The sequence below is a fragment of the uncultured Thiodictyon sp. genome (assembly GCA_903837595.1).
Taxonomy (GTDB): domain Bacteria; phylum Pseudomonadota; class Gammaproteobacteria; order Chromatiales; family Chromatiaceae; genus Thiodictyon.
In genome coordinates, this window is record CAILVI010000190.1 from 38,469 (window position 1) to 56,341 (window position 17,873).

19 protein-coding genes are annotated in these 17,873 nt (G+C 64.8%); 12 read left to right on the forward strand and 7 right to left on the reverse strand.

Features of this window, described 5'->3' with window-relative positions; genetic code table 11:
* The first annotated feature begins 130 nt into the window (after window positions 1-130).
* The 3 genes from QZY44_RS10415 (at window position 131) to malQ (ending at window position 4,760) form a co-directional block, all read left to right on the forward strand.
* The gene (locus QZY44_RS10415) at window positions 131-1,816 is read left to right on the forward strand and encodes a nitrite/sulfite reductase (RefSeq protein WP_295445872.1); all 1,686 of its coding nucleotides are present in this window, start codon (window positions 131-133) and stop codon (window positions 1,814-1,816) included.
* A 346-nt stretch (window positions 1,817-2,162) separates the two neighbouring features.
* Window positions 2,163-3,161, forward strand: coding sequence for a MalM family protein (locus tag QZY44_RS10420; RefSeq protein ID WP_295445874.1), 999 nt, complete (start codon window positions 2,163-2,165; stop codon window positions 3,159-3,161).
* A gap of 84 nt (window positions 3,162-3,245) precedes the next feature.
* Window positions 3,246-4,760 carry a 4-alpha-glucanotransferase gene (malQ, locus tag QZY44_RS10425; RefSeq protein ID WP_295445876.1) on the forward strand — a complete coding sequence of 505 codons (1,515 nt, stop codon included), beginning with the start codon at window positions 3,246-3,248 and terminating at the stop codon, window positions 4,758-4,760.
* Between the two features lie 43 nt (window positions 4,761-4,803).
* Here malQ and queF read toward each other — a convergent pair whose 3' ends face one another.
* From queF to QZY44_RS10445, 4 genes are all read right to left on the reverse strand, one after another.
* Complete coding sequence (queF, locus tag QZY44_RS10430) at window positions 4,804-5,193, reverse strand: preQ(1) synthase (protein ID WP_295445878.1); 390 nt, start codon at window positions 5,191-5,193, stop codon at window positions 4,804-4,806.
* 342 nt (window positions 5,194-5,535) lie between these two features.
* Window positions 5,536-6,693 (reverse strand): serine hydrolase domain-containing protein, encoded by a 1,158-nt coding sequence (locus tag QZY44_RS10435; protein WP_295445880.1) that lies wholly within the window; start codon window positions 6,691-6,693, stop codon window positions 5,536-5,538.
* Window positions 6,694-6,788: 95 nt separating this feature from the next.
* Window positions 6,789-7,403: a 1,6-anhydro-N-acetylmuramyl-L-alanine amidase AmpD gene (gene ampD, locus QZY44_RS10440; protein WP_295445882.1), complete on the reverse strand. Its 615-nt coding sequence runs from the start codon at window positions 7,401-7,403 to the stop codon at window positions 6,789-6,791.
* A 40-nt stretch (window positions 7,404-7,443) separates the two neighbouring features.
* Window positions 7,444-7,668: a DUF1538 family protein gene (locus QZY44_RS10445; protein WP_295445884.1), complete on the reverse strand. Its 225-nt coding sequence runs from the start codon at window positions 7,666-7,668 to the stop codon at window positions 7,444-7,446.
* Between the two features lie 103 nt (window positions 7,669-7,771).
* On the opposite strand from QZY44_RS10445, the gene nadC reads away from it, so the two are divergent.
* The 7 genes from nadC (at window position 7,772) to QZY44_RS10480 (ending at window position 13,356) form a co-directional block, all read left to right on the forward strand.
* On the forward strand, window positions 7,772-8,650 hold the full coding sequence (gene nadC, locus QZY44_RS10450; RefSeq protein WP_295445886.1) for a carboxylating nicotinate-nucleotide diphosphorylase: 879 nt from the start codon (window positions 7,772-7,774) through the stop codon (window positions 8,648-8,650).
* Window positions 8,651-8,660: 10 nt separating this feature from the next.
* Complete coding sequence (locus QZY44_RS10455; RefSeq protein WP_295445887.1) at window positions 8,661-9,353, forward strand: hypothetical protein; 693 nt, start codon at window positions 8,661-8,663, stop codon at window positions 9,351-9,353.
* A gap of 152 nt (window positions 9,354-9,505) precedes the next feature.
* Complete coding sequence (gene nagZ, locus QZY44_RS10460) at window positions 9,506-10,588, forward strand: beta-N-acetylhexosaminidase (RefSeq protein WP_295445889.1); 1,083 nt, start codon at window positions 9,506-9,508, stop codon at window positions 10,586-10,588.
* The gene (locus tag QZY44_RS10465; protein ID WP_295445891.1) at window positions 10,585-11,136 is read left to right on the forward strand and encodes a hypoxanthine-guanine phosphoribosyltransferase; all 552 of its coding nucleotides are present in this window, start codon (window positions 10,585-10,587) and stop codon (window positions 11,134-11,136) included. The genes nagZ and QZY44_RS10465 overlap by 4 nt, the downstream gene beginning before the upstream one ends.
* Window positions 11,137-11,373: 237 nt before the next feature.
* On the forward strand, window positions 11,374-11,817 hold the full coding sequence (locus QZY44_RS10470) for a hemerythrin domain-containing protein (protein WP_295445893.1): 444 nt from the start codon (window positions 11,374-11,376) through the stop codon (window positions 11,815-11,817).
* Window positions 11,818-11,916: 99 nt separating this feature from the next.
* Window positions 11,917-12,657 (forward strand): S-methyl-5'-thioinosine phosphorylase, encoded by a 741-nt coding sequence (locus QZY44_RS10475; RefSeq protein WP_295445895.1) that lies wholly within the window; start codon window positions 11,917-11,919, stop codon window positions 12,655-12,657.
* A 111-nt stretch (window positions 12,658-12,768) separates the two neighbouring features.
* Window positions 12,769-13,356, forward strand: a complete 588-nt coding sequence (locus tag QZY44_RS10480) for a SprT-like domain-containing protein (RefSeq protein WP_295445897.1) — start codon at window positions 12,769-12,771, stop codon at window positions 13,354-13,356.
* A 574-nt stretch (window positions 13,357-13,930) separates the two neighbouring features.
* Here the strand turns inward: QZY44_RS10480 and QZY44_RS10485 are convergent.
* The 3 genes from QZY44_RS10485 to QZY44_RS10495 all read right to left on the reverse strand — a co-directional run bounded on the left by QZY44_RS10485 (window position 13,931) and on the right by QZY44_RS10495 (window position 16,317).
* Window positions 13,931-15,001 carry a TAXI family TRAP transporter solute-binding subunit gene (locus tag QZY44_RS10485; RefSeq protein ID WP_295445899.1) on the reverse strand — a complete coding sequence of 357 codons (1,071 nt, stop codon included), beginning with the start codon at window positions 14,999-15,001 and terminating at the stop codon, window positions 13,931-13,933.
* Window positions 15,002-15,166: 165 nt separating this feature from the next.
* Window positions 15,167-16,171 carry a hypothetical protein gene (locus QZY44_RS10490; RefSeq protein WP_295445901.1) on the reverse strand — a complete coding sequence of 335 codons (1,005 nt, stop codon included), beginning with the start codon at window positions 16,169-16,171 and terminating at the stop codon, window positions 15,167-15,169.
* Window positions 16,168-16,317, reverse strand: a complete 150-nt coding sequence (locus QZY44_RS10495; RefSeq protein WP_295445903.1) for a hypothetical protein — start codon at window positions 16,315-16,317, stop codon at window positions 16,168-16,170. Before QZY44_RS10495 ends, QZY44_RS10490 begins: the two co-directional genes overlap by 4 nt.
* A gap of 674 nt (window positions 16,318-16,991) precedes the next feature.
* On the opposite strand from QZY44_RS10495, the gene rimP reads away from it, so the two are divergent.
* Window positions 16,992-17,483 (forward strand): ribosome maturation factor RimP, encoded by a 492-nt coding sequence (gene rimP, locus QZY44_RS10500; protein WP_295445904.1) that lies wholly within the window; start codon window positions 16,992-16,994, stop codon window positions 17,481-17,483.
* A 40-nt stretch (window positions 17,484-17,523) separates the two neighbouring features.
* A partial coding sequence (locus QZY44_RS10505; protein WP_295445906.1) for a NusA N-terminal domain-containing protein occupies window positions 17,524-17,873 on the forward strand: 350 nt, incomplete at its 3' end.

The following is a 17,873-nucleotide window of genomic DNA, read 5'->3' on the forward strand; positions in this document are numbered from 1 at the left end:
TTATAGCTATATCGATCGAAGAAGCAATTCCTTTTTTGTGCTAAAGGATGCCGCTAGGATGGGCGCCCACTCAGCGGCCCCCCGGTCCTTCAGGCCCGGCCCCACCCGCGATTCAAGGACCCGCCCGCCCATGTACCAATACACTGCGCAAGATCAACAGCTGGTAGACGCACGCGTGACCGAGCTGCGCGATCAGCTCGCACGGAGCCGCGCCGGCACCCTCAGTGCCGAGGATTTGCGGCCCCTGCGCCTGCTCAACGGGCTCTACATCCTGCGCCACGGGCCCATGCTGCGGATTGCCGTTCCCTACGGACTGCTCGCCAGTGACCAGTTGCGCGTCCTGGCCCGGGTGGCCGAGGCTTATGGCGGTGGGCGCGGGCACTTCACCACCCGGCACAACTTCCAGATCTCCGGGCTGGTCCTGGAAGACGCCCCGTTGGTCCTCGCGGAGCTGGCGCAGGTGCAGCTGCATGCGATTCAGAGCTCCGGGAACTGCATTCGCAACATCACCTCCGACCCCCTGGCCGGGGCCGCCGCGGCTGAGCCCATGGACCCGCGCGCCTGGTGCGAGTTGTTGCGCCAATGGAGCGCCGGCCACCCGGGGTTCAGCCGCCTGCCGCGCAAGATCAAGATCGCGGTCCAGGGGGTCGGGCCCGACCGCGCCCTGATCCGGGTGCAGGACATCGGGTTGAACCTGGTGCGTGATGCGGCGAAAGAGACTGGCTTTCGGGTCTATGTGGGGGGCGGGCTCGGCCGTACCCCGATGGCGGCGCTGGAGCTGGAGCCGTTCTTGCCGTGGCGCCATCTGCTGAGCTACTGCGAGGCGATCTGCCAGGTTTTCAATACGCAGGGCCGGCGGGACAATCCACACAAGTCTCGCCTCAAGTTCCTGGTCCGCGACCTCGGGATCGAGGAATTCCGCCGTCGGGTCGAGGCCGCCTGGGCGCCGCTGAAGGACGGCGCGCTGACGCTCACCGAGACTCAGGTCGCGCGGGTCGCCGGTCATTTCGCCGATCCGCCGTATCTCGATTTGACCGGTGACGACGCGCTGCACCTGCACCGGCTCGAGCGCGAACCGGCCTACGCCGCTTGGGTACGCCACAATGTGCAACCCCATCGGCGCCCCGGCTACGCTATCGTCACCCTGTCCACCAAGCGCGTGGACAACGCCCCCGGCGATGTGTCCGCGGAGCAACTGCGACAGGCCGCCCAGTGGGCGGATGACTACAGCTTCGGCGAGGTCCGGGTCACCCAACGCCAGAACCTGGTGTTGGTCCAGGTGCGGCAGAGCGACCTGCACGGACTGTGGCGTCAGGCCGCCATCGCCGGACTGGCGAACCCCAACATCGGGCTGCTCACCGACATCATCGCCTGCCCCGGCGGGGACGAGTGCGACCTGGCCAATGCCCGGTCTGTGCCGCTGGTCAACGCCATCCAGGCCAGGTTTGCGGACCAGGGTCTGCTGGAGAGGCTCGGGGCGCTGGTGGTCAATTGCTCCGGCTGCATGAACGGCTGCGCCCACCACCAGGTGGCAGACATCGGTATCCGGGGGATCGACAAGCAGGGGGCTGAGTATTACCAGCTGGGTCTTGGAGGCCGTGCGGGGGTCGATACCCGCTTTGGCACGGTCATCGGCCCGGCGATTGCGGCCGCCGAGGTGCCCGCGACCTTGGAGCGTCTACTCGGGGCCTACCTCAACCATCGCCGCGAGTCAGAGCCCTTCAGCGATACCGTCCGGCGCATCGGCAACACGCCCTTCGCGACGGCCGCCTATGGGGCTGCTGAGCGGGCGGTACGGGAGTTGGCCCGGGCCTGAGTCAGTCGCGTACCGACGTTCCCAATGGCTCACGCCAAAGCGCCAAGCTCGCCAAGAAATACAATAGGGTAAGAGAAGTTGCGAGAGCGTCCGTTGGCTCGCTGCTCCAACGCCGATGACGCACTGGAAAACCTTGGCGAACTTGGCGCCTTGGCGTGACAACGGCTTTTTCCAGGGTCGGACGTCCAGGAGGTGCTGCGTGGACCGGTTGGCGCCGGGCATCCCGATCAGTCGGCGATCCGTGGTAATGTCGCGCAGCAGTGTTCGCGCCCATTCCCGGCCCATGGCCGGCCCATTGCCGCTCGGGCGCGGCACGCTCGTGTCGTTCACCGTCCTGGAGCCCCCCATGCCCAGATTCGCTACAGTCACCGCGCTCGCCCTGAGTCTACTGTGCATCGCCGGCTGCGCCGGCGTGGGACCGGTCCCCTGGCGTGCGGCCATGGAGCCGCAACCGCCCATGGCGTCCAGTTCTCCCATGTACACGGCGGTCAGCCCCAGCGCGGCCGCGAGTCAAGAGGTCTTGAATGCCGCCCGGGTCTGCTGCAATGCACTCTCAGGGCTGCGCTTTGCGCCGCTGGACACCGCCGGCAGTGCGTTTTACCAGGTGGATGGCAAGGCCCAGGCCTTTGACTTTTCGACCGGCAAGAGCCTGCTCCAGGCCTTTGAGATCCCGGACGACCTGCAGCGCGCCACCCTCACCATCGATGCCATCGCCGGGGCCACGGTCTTCGTCCCCACGGTGCTGATTCTGGACCGCAATTACCGGGTGAGTCGCGCCATCGACTCCAGCACGTTCAAGTACACCCCGGCCGGCTTCATGGAACCCCAGCGCCTGCGGGGGAAGGTCTATCTGGACCGCCATCGCGGGGGCGACCTGGCGGCCGAAAAATATCTGGTCGTTTTTACCACCGACCAGGCGCTGCGCGGTTCCACCCGGATGATGAGTGAGGCCAAGCTGTATGCCCGGGCCCAGGGGCTGGAGGATCCGCGTCTCCCCGACCCGGTGGCGCAACACGCCGCGACCGGAGTTTTTCGGATGTCCGTGGGGGACCTGGAGACCGCCGCCTCCACTACCCAATATGGCCGGCAGCGGCGCGGTGCCGGCCGCTATGTGGCCGTCGCCCCGCGCGCCGCGACCCGGTCATCCCGCACGGCCCGGGCGCCGGCGCGCGCCGCCGCCCGGCCGCCCATGCGCAAGGAGACCCAGACCATGTATAACCGGATGATCCAGGACTCGGTGGAACTCGGCGACATGGATCGAGCCTGGCGGCTGGTGCAGGAGGCCGAGCGGGCCGGGTCCGCCACCGCCCGTCAGACCTTCTTGACCGCAGTGGAGAACAAATAGCGGTCGCGTGCATTGAACGGTCGGCTTTTTCCCAGGTATTCGGTAGACTTCCCGACCTTGCTCCCACTCACGCCCGGAGTCCCCATGCACCGTACCAGCGGCATCCTGCTGCACCCCACCTCCCTTCCCGGCCCCTTCGGCATCGGCGACCTGGGACCGGCGGCCTACCGCTTCGTCGATTTGCTCAGCGAGGCCGGGCAGGGGCTCTGGCAGGTCCTGCCGCTCGGGCCCACCGGCTACCGGGACTCGCCCTATCAATGCACCAGCGCCTATGCCGGCAATCCCTTGCTGATCAGCCCGGAGGCGTTGCTCGCCGCCGGTTGGATCGATCCCGCGGACCTGGAACACCCGGACTTTCCGGAGGATCAGGTCAACTTCGGCGAGGTCCACTGCTGGAAGCGGACCCTGCTCGATCGCGCCTACCAGGGGTTTCTGGCTCGTGCCGATCAATCCCAACGCGATGCCTATGCCCGTTTCCAGGAGGAGCAGCGCGACTGGCTTCCGGAGTATGCGCTGTTCAGTGCGCTCAAGATCGCTAACAAAGAGCGCCCTTGGACCGAATGGTCGCCGCGGCTCGCCCTGCGTGATCGCAAGACGCTGACGGCCTGGAAACGGACCCACAAGGCGAAGATCGACCGCGAGTGTCTGGTGCAATTCCTGTTCTTCAGCCAGTGGTCGGCGTTGCGTGACTACGCCCATGTCCGCGGGGTCCATTTCGTCGGTGACATGCCGATCTTCGTCGCCCACGATTCGGCCGAGGTCTGGGCCCATCGCGAGTGGTTCCAGCTGGAGCCGGACGGCCAGCCGACGGTCATCGCCGGGGTGCCGCCGGACTATTTCAGCCCCACCGGTCAACGCTGGGGCAACCCGCTCTACGACTGGCCGGCCCTGGCCGCCGACGGCTACGGGTTCTGGGTGCAGCGCCTGCGCCACCTGCTCACGGTCACCGACCTGGTGCGGGTGGACCACTTCCGCGGTTTTGCCGGTTATTGGGAGGTCCCGGCGAGCGAGGCGACCGCCGTCAATGGCCGCTGGGTCACCGGGCCGGGGATGGCCCTGTTCGATGCACTTTCTAAGGCACTGGGAGCGGACCTGCCGCTGATCGCCGAGGACCTGGGGGTCATCACCCCTGACGTCGAGGCCCTGCGCGACGGGCTCGCCCTGCCGGGCATGGCCATCCTCCAGTTCGCCTTTGAGAATACGGACGGCTGTGGACATTGCGGCTTCCTGCCCCACCACCACCGGCCGCGGCTGGTGGTCTACACCGGCACGCACGACAACAACACCGTCGTCGGCTGGTGGTCGGAACAGGACGCGGCGACTCGCGATTGGGTTCAACGCTATCTCAACACCGACTGCGGTGAGCCCCATTGGGCCTTCATCCGCGCCGCCCTGGGCTCGGTGGCGGCCGCGGCGCTGTTCCCGATGCAGGACCTGCTGGGCGCCGGGGCGGAGGCGACCATGAACCGCCCGGGCACCGCGGAGGGCAACTGGGTGTGGCGTTATCGGGCGGCGGACCTGGACCCCGCGTCCGCTGGCAGGCTGCGGGACCTGAGCCGGATGTACGGGCGCGAATCCTATCCGGTGGGCGGGGAGTGATGGGCTCGCGGACGTAGGTGCGACTTCAGCCGCACCTAGATTCTTATGGGAGTTCGACCAGCGACGGCGCCGCCCAGGCGGGTGCGCGGTGCTCGGCTACCACCGTGGTGTCGATCCCGCCGCGCACGTTGAAATCCGCGGTCAGGCGCATGAAGCGGGGCTTGGTTGCCTCCACCAGATCGTCGAGGATGCGATTGGTCACTGCCTCGTGGAAGGCGCCCTCGTCGCGATAGGACCAGACATAGAGCTTGAGCGCCTTGAGTTCGACGCACAGCCGGTCCGGGATATACTCCAGGGTCAGTTCAGCGAAGTCCGGCTGTCCGGTCTTGGGGCACAGGCAGGTGAACTCGGGCACGCGGATGCGGATGGTGTAATCACGCCCGGGCTGAGGGTTGTCGAAGGTCTCGAGTGAGCGGCTGGGTGCGCTGGGCATGGGGGTGTCTCCGGGGTCGGGCGGTTCGGGTCGGCGGCGTGGGCCGCCGGGGCAATCCGCTAGTGTACCTGGCTGGGGGAGGGCGGACAGTCCGGTTGGGGGCGCGACTGGCCTCATCCTGGGCTCGCTGTTGTGGGGCCATCTCACGCTTGTGTGCGCGTCTGTCCGGATGCGCATGCGCCACACTAAGTTACCCGCTGCTGGAGCGGCGCAACGGTATTGCCACGGTTAGCGCTTGGGGAACGCGAAGAGCGACGATCAAGGCCTTAGATCCTGGGCCGTCAGCAGTGCATCCCGGTGCGCTGGCAATGCGAGCGCGGTGTTCGTCTCAGGCGAGCACGACTATGGGTGCGGCGAGGTGAACATGCCGTCCTCGAGTTGCTCCAGTGGTGGCCAAGCGAAGGCCTGGGCCAGCGCATTGACCACCGCTTGCGCAAGTGGGCTCCCCGCGTCGGAGTTCGTCATTACCACGGCTCCCTGTCCGGTGTTGGGAAAGCCAATCATCCAGTTTTGGTACCCTGCATTATGTCCTTGCTTGAGAAAATGCAGCGTGCGTCCGGTTCCTCGCACCACTAGGCCAAGTCCGTAGAACCCATTGTCTGGCAGGGTCAGCATTTCCGTGGCACTGGCTTGATCGAGCATCGCGCCTGAGGTCCCGCGATAGGCATTCATCATCGCAATCACGAAGCGCGCCAAATCGGCGGGTGTACTCCAGAGTCCCGCGGCTGCCAGTTCCGGGAAAACGCGCCACTGTCCTTCCAAGGGTTGGCCGTCCTCCAGGTGTCCGCAAGCCGCCTGCTTAGCCAGCTGCGGCGGCAAGGGTTGCACGAAATAGCTATGGCGCATACCGGCCGGTCTGAGGATCAGCTCTTTGGTAATGTCTGCAAACCGCCGGCCGGTGATATCTTCGATCAACTGTTCCATGATCTCATAACCGCCTCCGGAATAGGCATAGCGCTGGCCTGGAGGCGCCACCGCCTGTATCGGTGCGGAGGTCGCCGGCGGTTGGCCATTGAGGATTTCAACGAGTGTCGGTAGCGGCTGATTGGGCGGGTATCCGGAAAATCCGCTGAGATTGATGCCGGCGGTCATGTTGAGCAGTTCGCGCAGCGTGAGCTTGCGCTGCGGGTCAGGCGAGTATTCAGAAAGGTGCCAGGACTTAAGCTCACGATCGACGTCGTCATCCAGGCTCATGCGTTTGAGTTGCACCAACTTCATGGCCGTGGCCGCCGCCACGGATTTGGACAGCGAGGCCGCCTGAATCAACGTGTGCGGGGTGATCGGTTCGCTTTGCCCAGACTGCTTGTAGCCATCGGCGAGCGTTCCGGCGATCTGGTAATCGTCGATGAGGGCGATACTGATCCCCGGAACATGGTCTCTTGCCATCGCTTGCGGCAGCGTCAGTGTCGCGCCATCCAACTGGACTTGCTCCAGCGCCTGTCGCAGCTGTTGCGCCGCCCCAGTCGGTGTCACGCTGGCCGGCCAAAAGAGCAGCATCATGACACTGCCGACGAGTGCAAGCAGTAGGGATTGGGTTATTCTTTTCATCAAGGATTGCGCGTGCGGTCGTGATCGTGGTTCCGTGATCGCAGTACCTAGGGCCGGCGTGACACCGCTTGCGCGGTGTCACGAGTGTGGGTGTGACAATGATCAAGGCCATGGTGGCGGATCAAGTCGCGATACCGCACCCAAGCGAAAAATGGCCCCGGGTCGGTCTTGCGCCCCGGTGCTATGTCACTATGTCCGACGATGCGCTCGGGCGTAATGGCGGGATACTGGCAGAGGATGGCTAGGGTGCAGCGGGCGAGGGTCAGGTATTGCGCCGGCTCGAACGGTAGCGTGTCCGTGCCTTCCAGTTCGATGCCGATGGAGAATTCGTTGCAGCGCTCGCGCCCGCCGAAGCAGGAGCGCCCGGCGTGCCAGGCGCGGCGCCGGCAGGGCACGTATTGGATCAGGGCGCCGTCACGCCGGATCAAGAAATGGGTGGAGACAGGGCCGGCCGCGGCGGCGATGCGGTAATAGGGGTGGGCGGCCGGGTCGAGCCGGCCGAGAAAGAGGTCATCGATGGCACTGCCGCCGAATTCGCCCGGCGGCAGGCTGATGTTGTGGATGACCAACAGGTCGATTGCGGTACCCGCGGGGCGGTCATCGCAATGGGGCGAGGGGTGGTGTGCGGCGGCCAGGAGCCAGCCTGCGGGATCGATTTGCATTGCCGGGTCTTCAGTCGGGCATGGTGCAGTCATGTCACCCTCACAGATAGGGAAGCATACCCTCAATCATCAGAACGGTCACGCACAGAAAGTGCCGCATCAGGCTCCCGGTGCGGGCGAAGTCCCAGGCCATGGCCTCGCCCAAGGGACAGAGGCCGGGCTTGAGCCCCTGGACGAACCGGCTCAAACCCACGGCCACCAGGGCGGTGCCCCACAGGACAGCGAGCGTTGGTCGGTTCTGGCCTGATGGCCTGATCAATGCCATGCTAACGCAGCCCGGGCGATCGGGTCGCGTCGAATCGGTCGCGTCTGTTCCCCGGTGACTGCGGGTGTCAATTTTGTTCTCAACCATGGGAGATTCCAAGGATATGCCGACGGTGCCATTGCCCTTGCCCAGTGCTGCGCTGCTGCGCGCCCAACTCCCCGCGCCGGACGTGATCGCCTCCCAGGTCCGGGCCGCCTTGGCGGAAGACTTGGGCGGGGGGGACCTGACGGCCGCCCTGCTCCCGGCGCACCAGCGCTCGCGGGTGGAGTTGATCACCCGGGAGGCGGCGGTGTTGAGCGGCAGCGCCTGGTACGAGGGCGTGTTTCGCCAACTCGATGCCGGCGTGATGCTCGACTGGGAGGCCCAGGACGGCGAGCCGATCCGCGCCGGCCAGCGGCTCTGTGTGCTCACTGGCCCCACGCGCGCCCTGCTCAGCGGCGAACGCACGGCCATGAACTATCTGCAGACCCTCTCCGGCACCGCCACCCGGGCGAGCCGCTATGCCGCGGCGGTTGCCGGGCTGCCGGTAAGCGTGCTGGACACCCGCAAGACCCTGCCGGGGCTGCGTCTCCAGCAGAAATATGCGGTGCTGTGCGGCGGCTGCCACAACCACCGGATCGGGCTCTACGATGCGATCCTGATCAAGGAGAATCACATCCTGGCCGCCGGCTCCATCGGCGCCGCCCTGGCGGCCGCGCGCGCCGGCAATCCGGGCGTCGCCATCCAGATCGAGGTGGAGAACCTGGCGGAGCTCGGTGAGGCCCTGGACGCGGGGGCGCTCCTGATCCTGTTGGACAACTTTACCCTCGACGAGCTGCGTCAGGCGGTGGCGCATACCGCCGGTCGGGCGCAACTGGAGGCCTCGGGCAACGTCAACCTGAGCACCGTGCGGGCGATTGCCGAGACCGGGGTGCATCGCATCTCGGTCGGCGACCTGACCAAGGACGTGACCGCCGTCGACCTCTCGATGCGCTTCGTCTGAGTCGCAGACGATGCTCGATTTTCCACTGAGCCTCGCACTCTATAACTTTCTGCCGGTGGCCCTGACCGGCGTTGCGCTGTGGTTCGTCACCCGCTACGTGGCGGACCAGGATCCGGCAGACGAGCGGCCGGCGCTGCTGGGCGGCTTTCTCATCGTGGCGGGCGGACTGTCCAAGGCGACTTGGAAGCTCATCGCCGCGGCGACCGGGACCGACCTGGTGTGGCTCGCCACGGCCCTGTTCCCGCTGATGGCCCTGGGGTTCGCCCTGCTTGCCGTCGCCCTGTGGGGTGCCGTCTGGCGTCAATTTGGGCGGCACGCCCCCGCCCGGCGGTGGCGGGTCGCGGCGCTCCTGGTGCTGGTGGCCTTCGCCGCCGCGGCGTTAAGGCAATGGGTGTTCGAGTTGCCCCGCGGCTGGTTCCTGCCCCTGCTGATCCTCGTGAGTCTCGGCAATCTGGCAGCGAGCGCGCTGCTGATCGCCGCCGCGCTGGCTCGGCGGCGCTGGGGCACGGCACTGCTGTTCGCGGTCAATCTGCTGATGATCTTTGCGCTCCAGCCGATCGCCATGATGAACCCCAAGACGCTGGCCATGCACTGGCTCGAGCAGTCACTCACGGTGCTCGGTACCGCCTGCTTCGCGCTGGCGGCCTATCAGCAATGGCGGCTGCACCGACCCAGCCCGCCGCCGCATCTGACGCAGCATTGATCTTTCGAGGTTCCTGGGAGTGTGTTAAAACCCCGGATTGAAGGCCGGGTGGCAGTCACCCGGCCACCTTCCACAGGCGATGTCATGCGCGTGCGACCCCCGCTTTCCGATTGGACCCCGAGGGCCGCACGGCCCGGGCGGGGGATCTAACCATGTCACTGGGTCCGATCATGGTCGACCTGGCGGGTACCGAGTTGACCCCCGAGGACCGCGACCTGTTGCGCCATCCGGCGGTGGGCGGTGTCATCCTCTTCGCCCGCAACTACGTCTCCCGCGACCAACTCACGGCACTCACCGCGGCCATCCATGACCTGCGCGAGCCCCGGCTCTTGATCGGGGTCGACCAGGAGGGGGGGCGGGTACAGCGCTTTCGCGATGGCTTCACCCGCCTGCCGCCGGCCGGGCGCTTCGGTGCACTCTACGCCCAGGACCCGCGCCGGGCGATCGCTGCCTGCACTGCCGTCGCCTGGTTGATGGCCGCGGAGCTGTTGGTGGCAGGGGTGGACTTCAGTTTTGCCCCGGTGCTGGATCTCGATCGGGGTCTCTGCCGGGCCATCGGCGATCGCGGCTTCGGCGGCGCGGTGGAGCCGGTGTCGGCCCTCGCCGGCGCCTGGGCGGCCGGGGTGCGCCAGGCCGGGATGGCCGCGGTCGGCAAGCACTTCCCCGGGCATGGCGGCGTGGCCGCGGACTCCCACACCGAGTTGCCGCTGGACGAGCGGGAGCTGGCGGACCTGCTGGCCGCCGATCTGGTGCCGTTCCGGCGGTTGATCGGGCACGGACTGGAGGCGGTGATGCCGGCCCATGTGGTCTACCCGCGGGTCGCTCCGGAGCCCGCCGGATTTTCCCCCTTCTGGCTCAAAGAGGTGCTGCGCAGCCGTCTGGGCTTTGCGGGTGTCATCTTCAGCGACGACCTCAACATGGCCGCGGCCGATGCCGGCGGCGGCTATGCCCAGCGCGCCCAGGCCGCCGCCCGTGCCGGTTGCGATATGCTCTTGATCTGCAACAATCGCCCGGCCGCGCTCGAGATTGTTCAGGCCTTCCGTTCCCAAACCGACCCGACCGCCCAACTGCGGCTGCTGCGCATGCACGGGCGCGGACGCCTCGCCCGTGAGCGTTTGCACGAGGAAGCGCGTTGGCATGAGGGCGTGCAGCAGGTCGCACGACTCGAAGACCTGGAAACGCTGGACCTGGAGTTGACGCTGGCCGACCCTACTCAACCGGTAAACCACAGATGAAGCTCACCCCCGAGACGTATGTCGCCATTGCCGATCGTGCCGAGTGCCTGGTGACCCAGGAGGTCATGGAGACGGCGCTGGATCGGATGGCCGAGACCCTTACCGCCCGGTTGGCGGGGACCGATCCCGTGGTCCTGAGTGTGGTGACCGGCGGCATCATCGCCGCGGGACTGTTGCTGCCACGCCTGAATTTTGCGCTGCGGTTGGGTTATGTGCACGCCACCCGTTACGACGGGACCACCCGCGGCGGTGAACTCGCCTGGCACTACCGTCCGTCGGAAATTATCCGCGGGGAACAGGTGCTGATCTTGGACGACATCCTGGATGAGGGCATCACCCTGGACGCCATCATCCGCGCCTGCCGCGAGGACGGGGCGGCCGGGGTCCATACGGCGGTCCTGGTGGAGAAAGAGCGCTCCCACGCCTGCGCGGCCGATGTGGTGGGCGTGGTGGTTCCCGACCGCTATGTGTTCGGCTATGGACTAGACTACAAGGGCTACTTTCGCAATGTCCCGGGTATTTTTGCCGTCGCTGATCAGGACCGCTGAGCGGCCACAAATCGGCGACGGGGAAAAGCAATGCAACTAAATTCAGAGCTCTAAAAAACCAATACAAGCAATGTATTTTTGACGACGCCTCGATTTTGGAGTAAACCTTAGCGCATAAGATCGCTCGTGCGCTGCCTCGGCGGGCAGCGCGCCTCAAGCGTGCCTGCCACCCGGTGTCGCGGATCGCGCCCCGCGGCGGTGGTGTTCACGAAACAACAACAACGAGGAGGATGATCCATGCAAACCCTAGACGGCTACCGTTGTACGCATTCTGAATTGCGTCAGATGATTGACGACCTGCGTTCGCTCCTGACCACGGAACAGCTGCGCATCCGCCCCAACGCCCGGACCGCGCATGAGTTACTGTGCGACTTGGGCGAGCGGGTGCGCCGACACCTGGCCGAGGAGGATCGCGGTCTCTACCCCAGCCTGTTGATCCATGATGACCCCAAGGTCAAGTCGATCGCCTGGGGGTTCATCAGCGGTGAGCGGCCGTTGCGGAAGATCTTCGACGACTACCACAAGAACTGGCTGAAGAACTGCGATTTTAATTTTAGCGACGACTTTGTCGCCGAGACCCATGAGGTTTTTGAGATGGTGGGTCAGCGCATCGAACGCGAGGAGCAGGTGCTCTTCCCCAAGTTGGTTGAGATTGGCATGTTTCACGAGGCGCGGGCCTAAGCGGACGCGCCGTTTTTTTGATTTCGCGAGTGCTCAGGTAGACTGACGCCCAGTGTCAATTGTGAGCCCGGATCGCCGGGCCACCGCCAGGGGTGTTGCATGGGGCTTCTCGCCGTCATCGGGGGATCGGGTTTTCAGCGTCTGGGGGGGCTCGAGGTCGTCTCGACCGAACAACCGGAGACCCCCTTCGGCCCGGTTTCAGCGCCGCTCGTGCGCGGGGAACTCGCCGGCCGGTCGGTGCTCTTTCTCGCCCGCCACGGCGCGGGCCATCGGTTGGCGCCGCACCGGGTCAACTATCGGGCCAATCTGTGGGCGCTGCGCGCGTGCGGGGCGCGGCAGGTCGTGGGGCTCGCCGCCGTCGGCGGCATCACCGCGGCTTACGGTCCCCGGGTCTTCGCGCTCCCCGATCAGATCATCGACTACACCTACGCTCGTGAGCACACCTTCCACGACGGTGAGTCGCACCCGGTCCACCATGTCGATTTCACCGAACCCTACTGTGCGCAGCTGCGCGGCGCCCTGCGGGCCGCCTGTGAACTCGCCGGGGTGCCCGCGACCCCGACCGCGACCTATGGGGCGACCCAGGGCCCGCGGCTGGAGACCGCGGCGGAGATCGTTCGGATGGAGCGCGACGGTTGCGACTTGGTCGGTATGACGGGGATGCCCGAGGCGGTCCTGGCCCGTGAGTTGGATCTCAACTATGCAAGCCTCGCCTTCGTGGTCAACTGGGCGGCCGGCAAGGGGGAGGGCGCGATCACCATGGCCGAGATCGAAGGGCACCTCGCGTACTGCACCGGGCAGGTGGAGCGCATCCTCGCGGCGCTGGCGGCGGCCTCCTGAGACTCATCCCGGCCACCTGGCGGCGTCAACGTCGGTCGCCCTGCTGGGCGACGATACCGGCCCGTGGTCGCAACGATCATCAAGATTCCATGGCTAACCAAGGGTGATCCCATGAGATCGGACAGCAACCAGGCTGCGCCGGGTGGCCGCGTCAGGCCGACGGGGCTGCCGACCGAGGACTTAGTGCTCTTGCAAGGGCGTGTGGCAGCACAGACCCGCGCCCTGCTGGCGCAGGCCCGGCAGTGGCTGCGGATCGGCATCCAGGAGCCGCAGATCCGCTTTGACCTGCGCGGGCGCTCGGCCGGTCAGGCGCGTGTCGGTAGCCGTGGTCCCTGGGTCGTGCGCTACAACCCGGTGCTCCTCACGGCCAATGCGGAAGACTTCCTCGCCACCACGGTCCCCCACGAGGTCGCGCACCTGGTGGCCTTCGCCCGGTACGGGTCGCGCATCCGTCCGCACGGACCCGAATGGCAGGCGATCATGCGGCACTTCGGCGTGGCGCCCGAGCGCTGTCACCGTTACGACGTGTCGACGGTACGCGGTCGCGTCTTGCGGGAATTTGACTATCACTGCACCTGCCGCGGACATCGGCTGAGCAGCATCCGCCATCACCGCGTCCTCGGCGGCCGGGACTACATCTGCCGCCACTGCGCCACGCGGCTTCGCCCCGGGTGCCACCCCGACGCGGTTGGGCACTGAGGTCAGTCCGCACTGCATTCTTTGACGCGGTGCCGGCCTAGTTGGCTGAGTATTCATCGCAGAGGAATCCACCACGCGGGTGTTCTATCCCTTTCGTATCTTCGGCGTCGGGACGCAGGCCGATGGCGTGATCAGCGCGAATTAGGCGGCAGATGCCGTCGCCTTCGGCCTGATGCCCGGCAGGGACCGCGCCGAAGGTGTAGGTGTTGTCTCAGCCCCGCCCGGTATTTGTCGAGGACAGTCTGGATGCCGACCGGCAGTTTCTTCAGGGGCGCGCTCGCGGCGTCCTTGGCGCAACCGGGCGAAAGAGGTCAGGTCACGGCCACCCAATTGGCCTGCACCAGATTGCGTGCCTGGCTTTCGAACACCAGGGCCGTCGGGCGGATGCCCGCAGGGCGATCCGCCATCAACCCGCGGAGGTGTTGGCCTGGAGCCTCGATCGGCGGCGCCAGCAACCCGGGCGCCCGGCCACCCAGCAGAGGCTCGAGACCAACCGGAAACTGGCTCCGACCTGTGTGCGTCTTTTGTTGAGCGACTATACACCCGATGGGCGGTCACAGACACTGCCCCCGGACTACCGTGCCGGCCTGGTCGGTCTTGGCTGGGAGCCGCTATTGGGGTTGCTGCTTCGCTCTTCGAAATACCGGCGTGCGCCGGGATGAAGTGGAGGCCAAATGCTGTCAATGTTCTTGTGCGCTTGGTCAAGTTGCATCAGCGCGGGGTGAACTTCGGCCAAGCGTGCGACATGCGTGTAAATTTCGCGAGTAATCCGATAGACATCTTCCTCGGGCAGGTCCTGGCGTACCACCAGGACGTTGGGCTGCGAAATTGATGCGACGTCGGTTAGCTGCAAGGGATAGGTTGCCGCTGGAATGATTGCCCTCTGCCACACAGCGGCGCCACTGCGTATCAGTGCCAGTTCGTCGTCGGTCACCGCGAGTAAGCGCACGGCATTACCCAGGGATGAGAATGCCCTGGTTACGGAAGACACCGGGTCCCCGCCCGGCAGGCTTGCGAAAACGATAGGCCCGCTCTTCAGTTCGCCAACAACCGCATCGTAGCTGGTAGAGCGCAGATTTTCCACGGGGAAGTGGATGCCCAAACTACTCAAGATACTGGTTGTCGAGATACGTGTTCCCGATGACTCGGCACCCAGGTATACCGGCTTATTCACGATGCTTCTCAGGTCTGCGAGTGATCCGCTCGATACATACTTCTCCAGAAGCAAAAAATGCTCAACGTTTTGCCACAACCACCCGATGCTGGCAAGCGACGCCACGTCACTTGACGTACCCTGCGAAGGTGATCTTCTTAGCTGTTCCAAGACAAGTGCCTGAACGATTGCGAGGTCGGCGTGTCGCTGCGTCAGGAGCTCCAGGTTCTCCTGGGAGCCGGCCGTTGGTATCGCGATCAACCCGAAACTCGCCTCTGGTATCATGCGAACGTCGATTTGCGTCGCAATCGCAACGCCTGCGTGGTAATAGGTGCCACCAGTAAAACCGGTCGCGAGGACGTAGTCGCGTTTCGTCGCCGAAGACATGGGTTCGTCTTCGGCAATGGCTGCAATCTGATAAAGGGTCATCGCCACGGCGATCATGGCAAGGCCGACCTGATAGAACACGCGTTGCGAAAACTCACTTGTCATGGTCTGATCCGATTCGCTGCGAGTAGGCGTTATTAGTGCACGGTGGGTGGCAGTCTTAAGGCTGAGGGTGCGGCCAGTATGCCTCGTCCTGGTTTCGCACTATTTACCTGGTAGCGGCGATGAGGGTCAGGCGATGCCCCAAGGTCGCGAGGTGTTCCGCGGTCATCATTGCGAATGAGGCCGCAGCTGTTCCGTAGCGGTTGCTTTCATGTCACGTCGGGCCGCTTCTTCGGCACAAAAATTCTTTGCCTCGGTGGTGCCCGGCTGGTTACGGATCAATCGGATCGCGCCGCCAGTATCGCCGAAGCGGGCGTAATTGCCGCTCATCTCCAGAATGTTATTGCTGTCGTCGTTGGTGGACGCTTTAAATTTCAGGCTGGCCATGCCGAATGGCTGACCGCGGTTGGGTTGGTCCGGGTTGCTGTCGACGGTCCAGTCATAGAAAATTCCGTCGTTATCGACCACGAATAGCCCGGATTCAAAACTCATCGATGCAACGCGACCACTGAGTTTAACGACCGGCGGTCCACTTGCGGGCGCCTGGATACTGAGGCGGCCAAAAAACCACCCATAATCACCGTCCTTGGCGACGCTGACGTAATAGCAATACTGGCCGACGATGCGATTGTGCAAGCGTTCCTCATCCGAAAACCGTCGGATAACTGTTCTAATCCGATCCAGGTCCTGATCGTCAGAATTGATATCCTTGAATAATATCTTATGCTGGTCGATGATTCTTTTCAGGGTTTGCGGATCCTGGACTTCAACCGTTACCCACCACCGTTCTTGCAGCCATGTAAAACCAAAAAAGAGGCCGGCGCCGGTCAGCAGAAATACGCCGAAGGTTCCGGCAACATCGATAGTGACCGAACCGTATTGGGCCTTGAGAGCGGCCGCACTCTCGCTGGAGATCAATCGCCCAATCCAGAGTGTAACCATCAGGGAGGCAAATACGACAATGAGCAAAAACTCGATGCTGAAGAGTTTCGAATCATAGGGCTGCACGGTCATCAGGACCGTCAAAACAGCGATCACAGCACCGAAGACGGCGCTTGCGACCGTGGCCTGTCGCGTGGAGATCAGAGATGCCCCGGCAATGCTGCCGCCCGTGGTGGCAGGCGGAACGGGCTCGGCGCCATTAGATTCATTGTCCGGTGTGTTGCTATTCACGGACGCCCCCCGGTATGGCCCTCTGGTGGGCAGGGCACAATGGCCGTCGCCATGGCGGCGACATAGCCCGGCAAGGCCGCGGTGATATGCCGGATCAGGACCAGTTTGTCCGAATCCACACGAGGAATAGTAGTAGAATCCGACACGATGCGCTCCTTTTGCGTTTCCGAAAACGATTACACTAAGCAGCATGCGGGGCAAATTTTAGCTCTGGCTTTTCGGTAAATGCAAGGGGTTTTTGCATCGACGAATATCAGGAGGGGGTGCCGGAATAGAGTGACCAAAGCCTTCGCTGGGCGTCACAGGGCGTGCCGACGCGCAACGCTGAGCCACGCAGCAGCCCCGGATTTCGCGTAAGATCATCGTATTCGATCGAATTACGACCAATTTCGGGGTTACGTGCTCAGCGCCCCGGTGCGGCCAGCTGGCAAGACCAGTTCCGACGTCACGGCGCTAAGGCGTAGAATTACTATAATTACTATGTTAGTCGGCGGGAATTCGGCTGGCGTCGCGGTGCGGAGGGGGCTGCGGCGCCTTGCCTATTCTGGTGCCCCCGAGGCCCTCGCAGTCTAGATCGTACCCGCGGCAGACAACGTCCTTGCGTAACGCCCCCGAAGGACCTACACTTCCAGCGCTAAACGTGCGACGGACAACCTGCCAGGAAGGTTCGCGATCCTTAGATGGTCCCCGTCATGAGCCCCGTACCCGGGGTGTTTCTGTACGACACGAGGTGGGGCGCCGAGTCCGCGGTAACGCGTGGGCTGGGCGCATCAACAGAGTGGGCCACTGGCCCATTTTTCGTTTTTGGACGGTCTTTTTCATGCAGCCGGTAGACAGCACCCTGACCCAATTGGCCCGCCGTGTGGTGGAGCCCATGGGCTACGAACTCGTTGGGGTGGAACATTTCCAACGTGGTGGCGGCGCTTCCACCCTGCGTGTCTACATCGACCACGCCCGTGGGATCAATCTGGACGATTGCACCGCGGTGAGCCAGCAGTTGAGCGGTGTCCTCGACGTGGAGGACCCCCTGCCGGGCCATTACGACCTGGAGGTTTCCTCCCCGGGACTGGACCGGCCGCTGGTGTTCCCGGAGCACTTCGCCCGTTTCGTCGGTCAGCGGATCAAGCTCCGGCTGGCCGAGAAGGTCGAGGGTCGACGCAACCTGGAAGGGGTGCTCCTCGGTCTCGACTCCAAGGGCACGGGTATTGAGATGGTTCGATTGGAGGCGGAAGGCCGGACCTGGGACATCGCGTTCGCGGCCCTGGAGTCCGCCCGTCTGATCCCCGATTTTGCAGCGGCCGCGCGCCGGTAGCCGCGGTCACCGGTCGCACAGTCTGTGAGTATGGGAAGGTATGAGCAAAGAGATCCTGCTGGTTGTTGAGGCCGTATCCAACGAGAAGGATGTGCCCGAGGACGTGATCTTCGAGGCCATTGAGGCCGCGCTCGCCTCGGCGACCCGCAAAAAGCACGGCGGCGAGATCGACGCGCGGGTGGTCATCGACCGTAAGACCGGGGACTATCGGACCTTCCGGCGCTGGGAGGTGGTGGCAGACCCGGCGGCCGGCACCGCCTTGGAGGCCTCGGAGCGTCAGATCACCCTGTCCGCGGCCGAGGTGTTGGAGCCCGGCCTTACGGCCGGCGACTTCATGGAGGAGGAGATCGATTCCGAGCTGTTCGGGCGCATCGCTGCCCAGACCGCCAA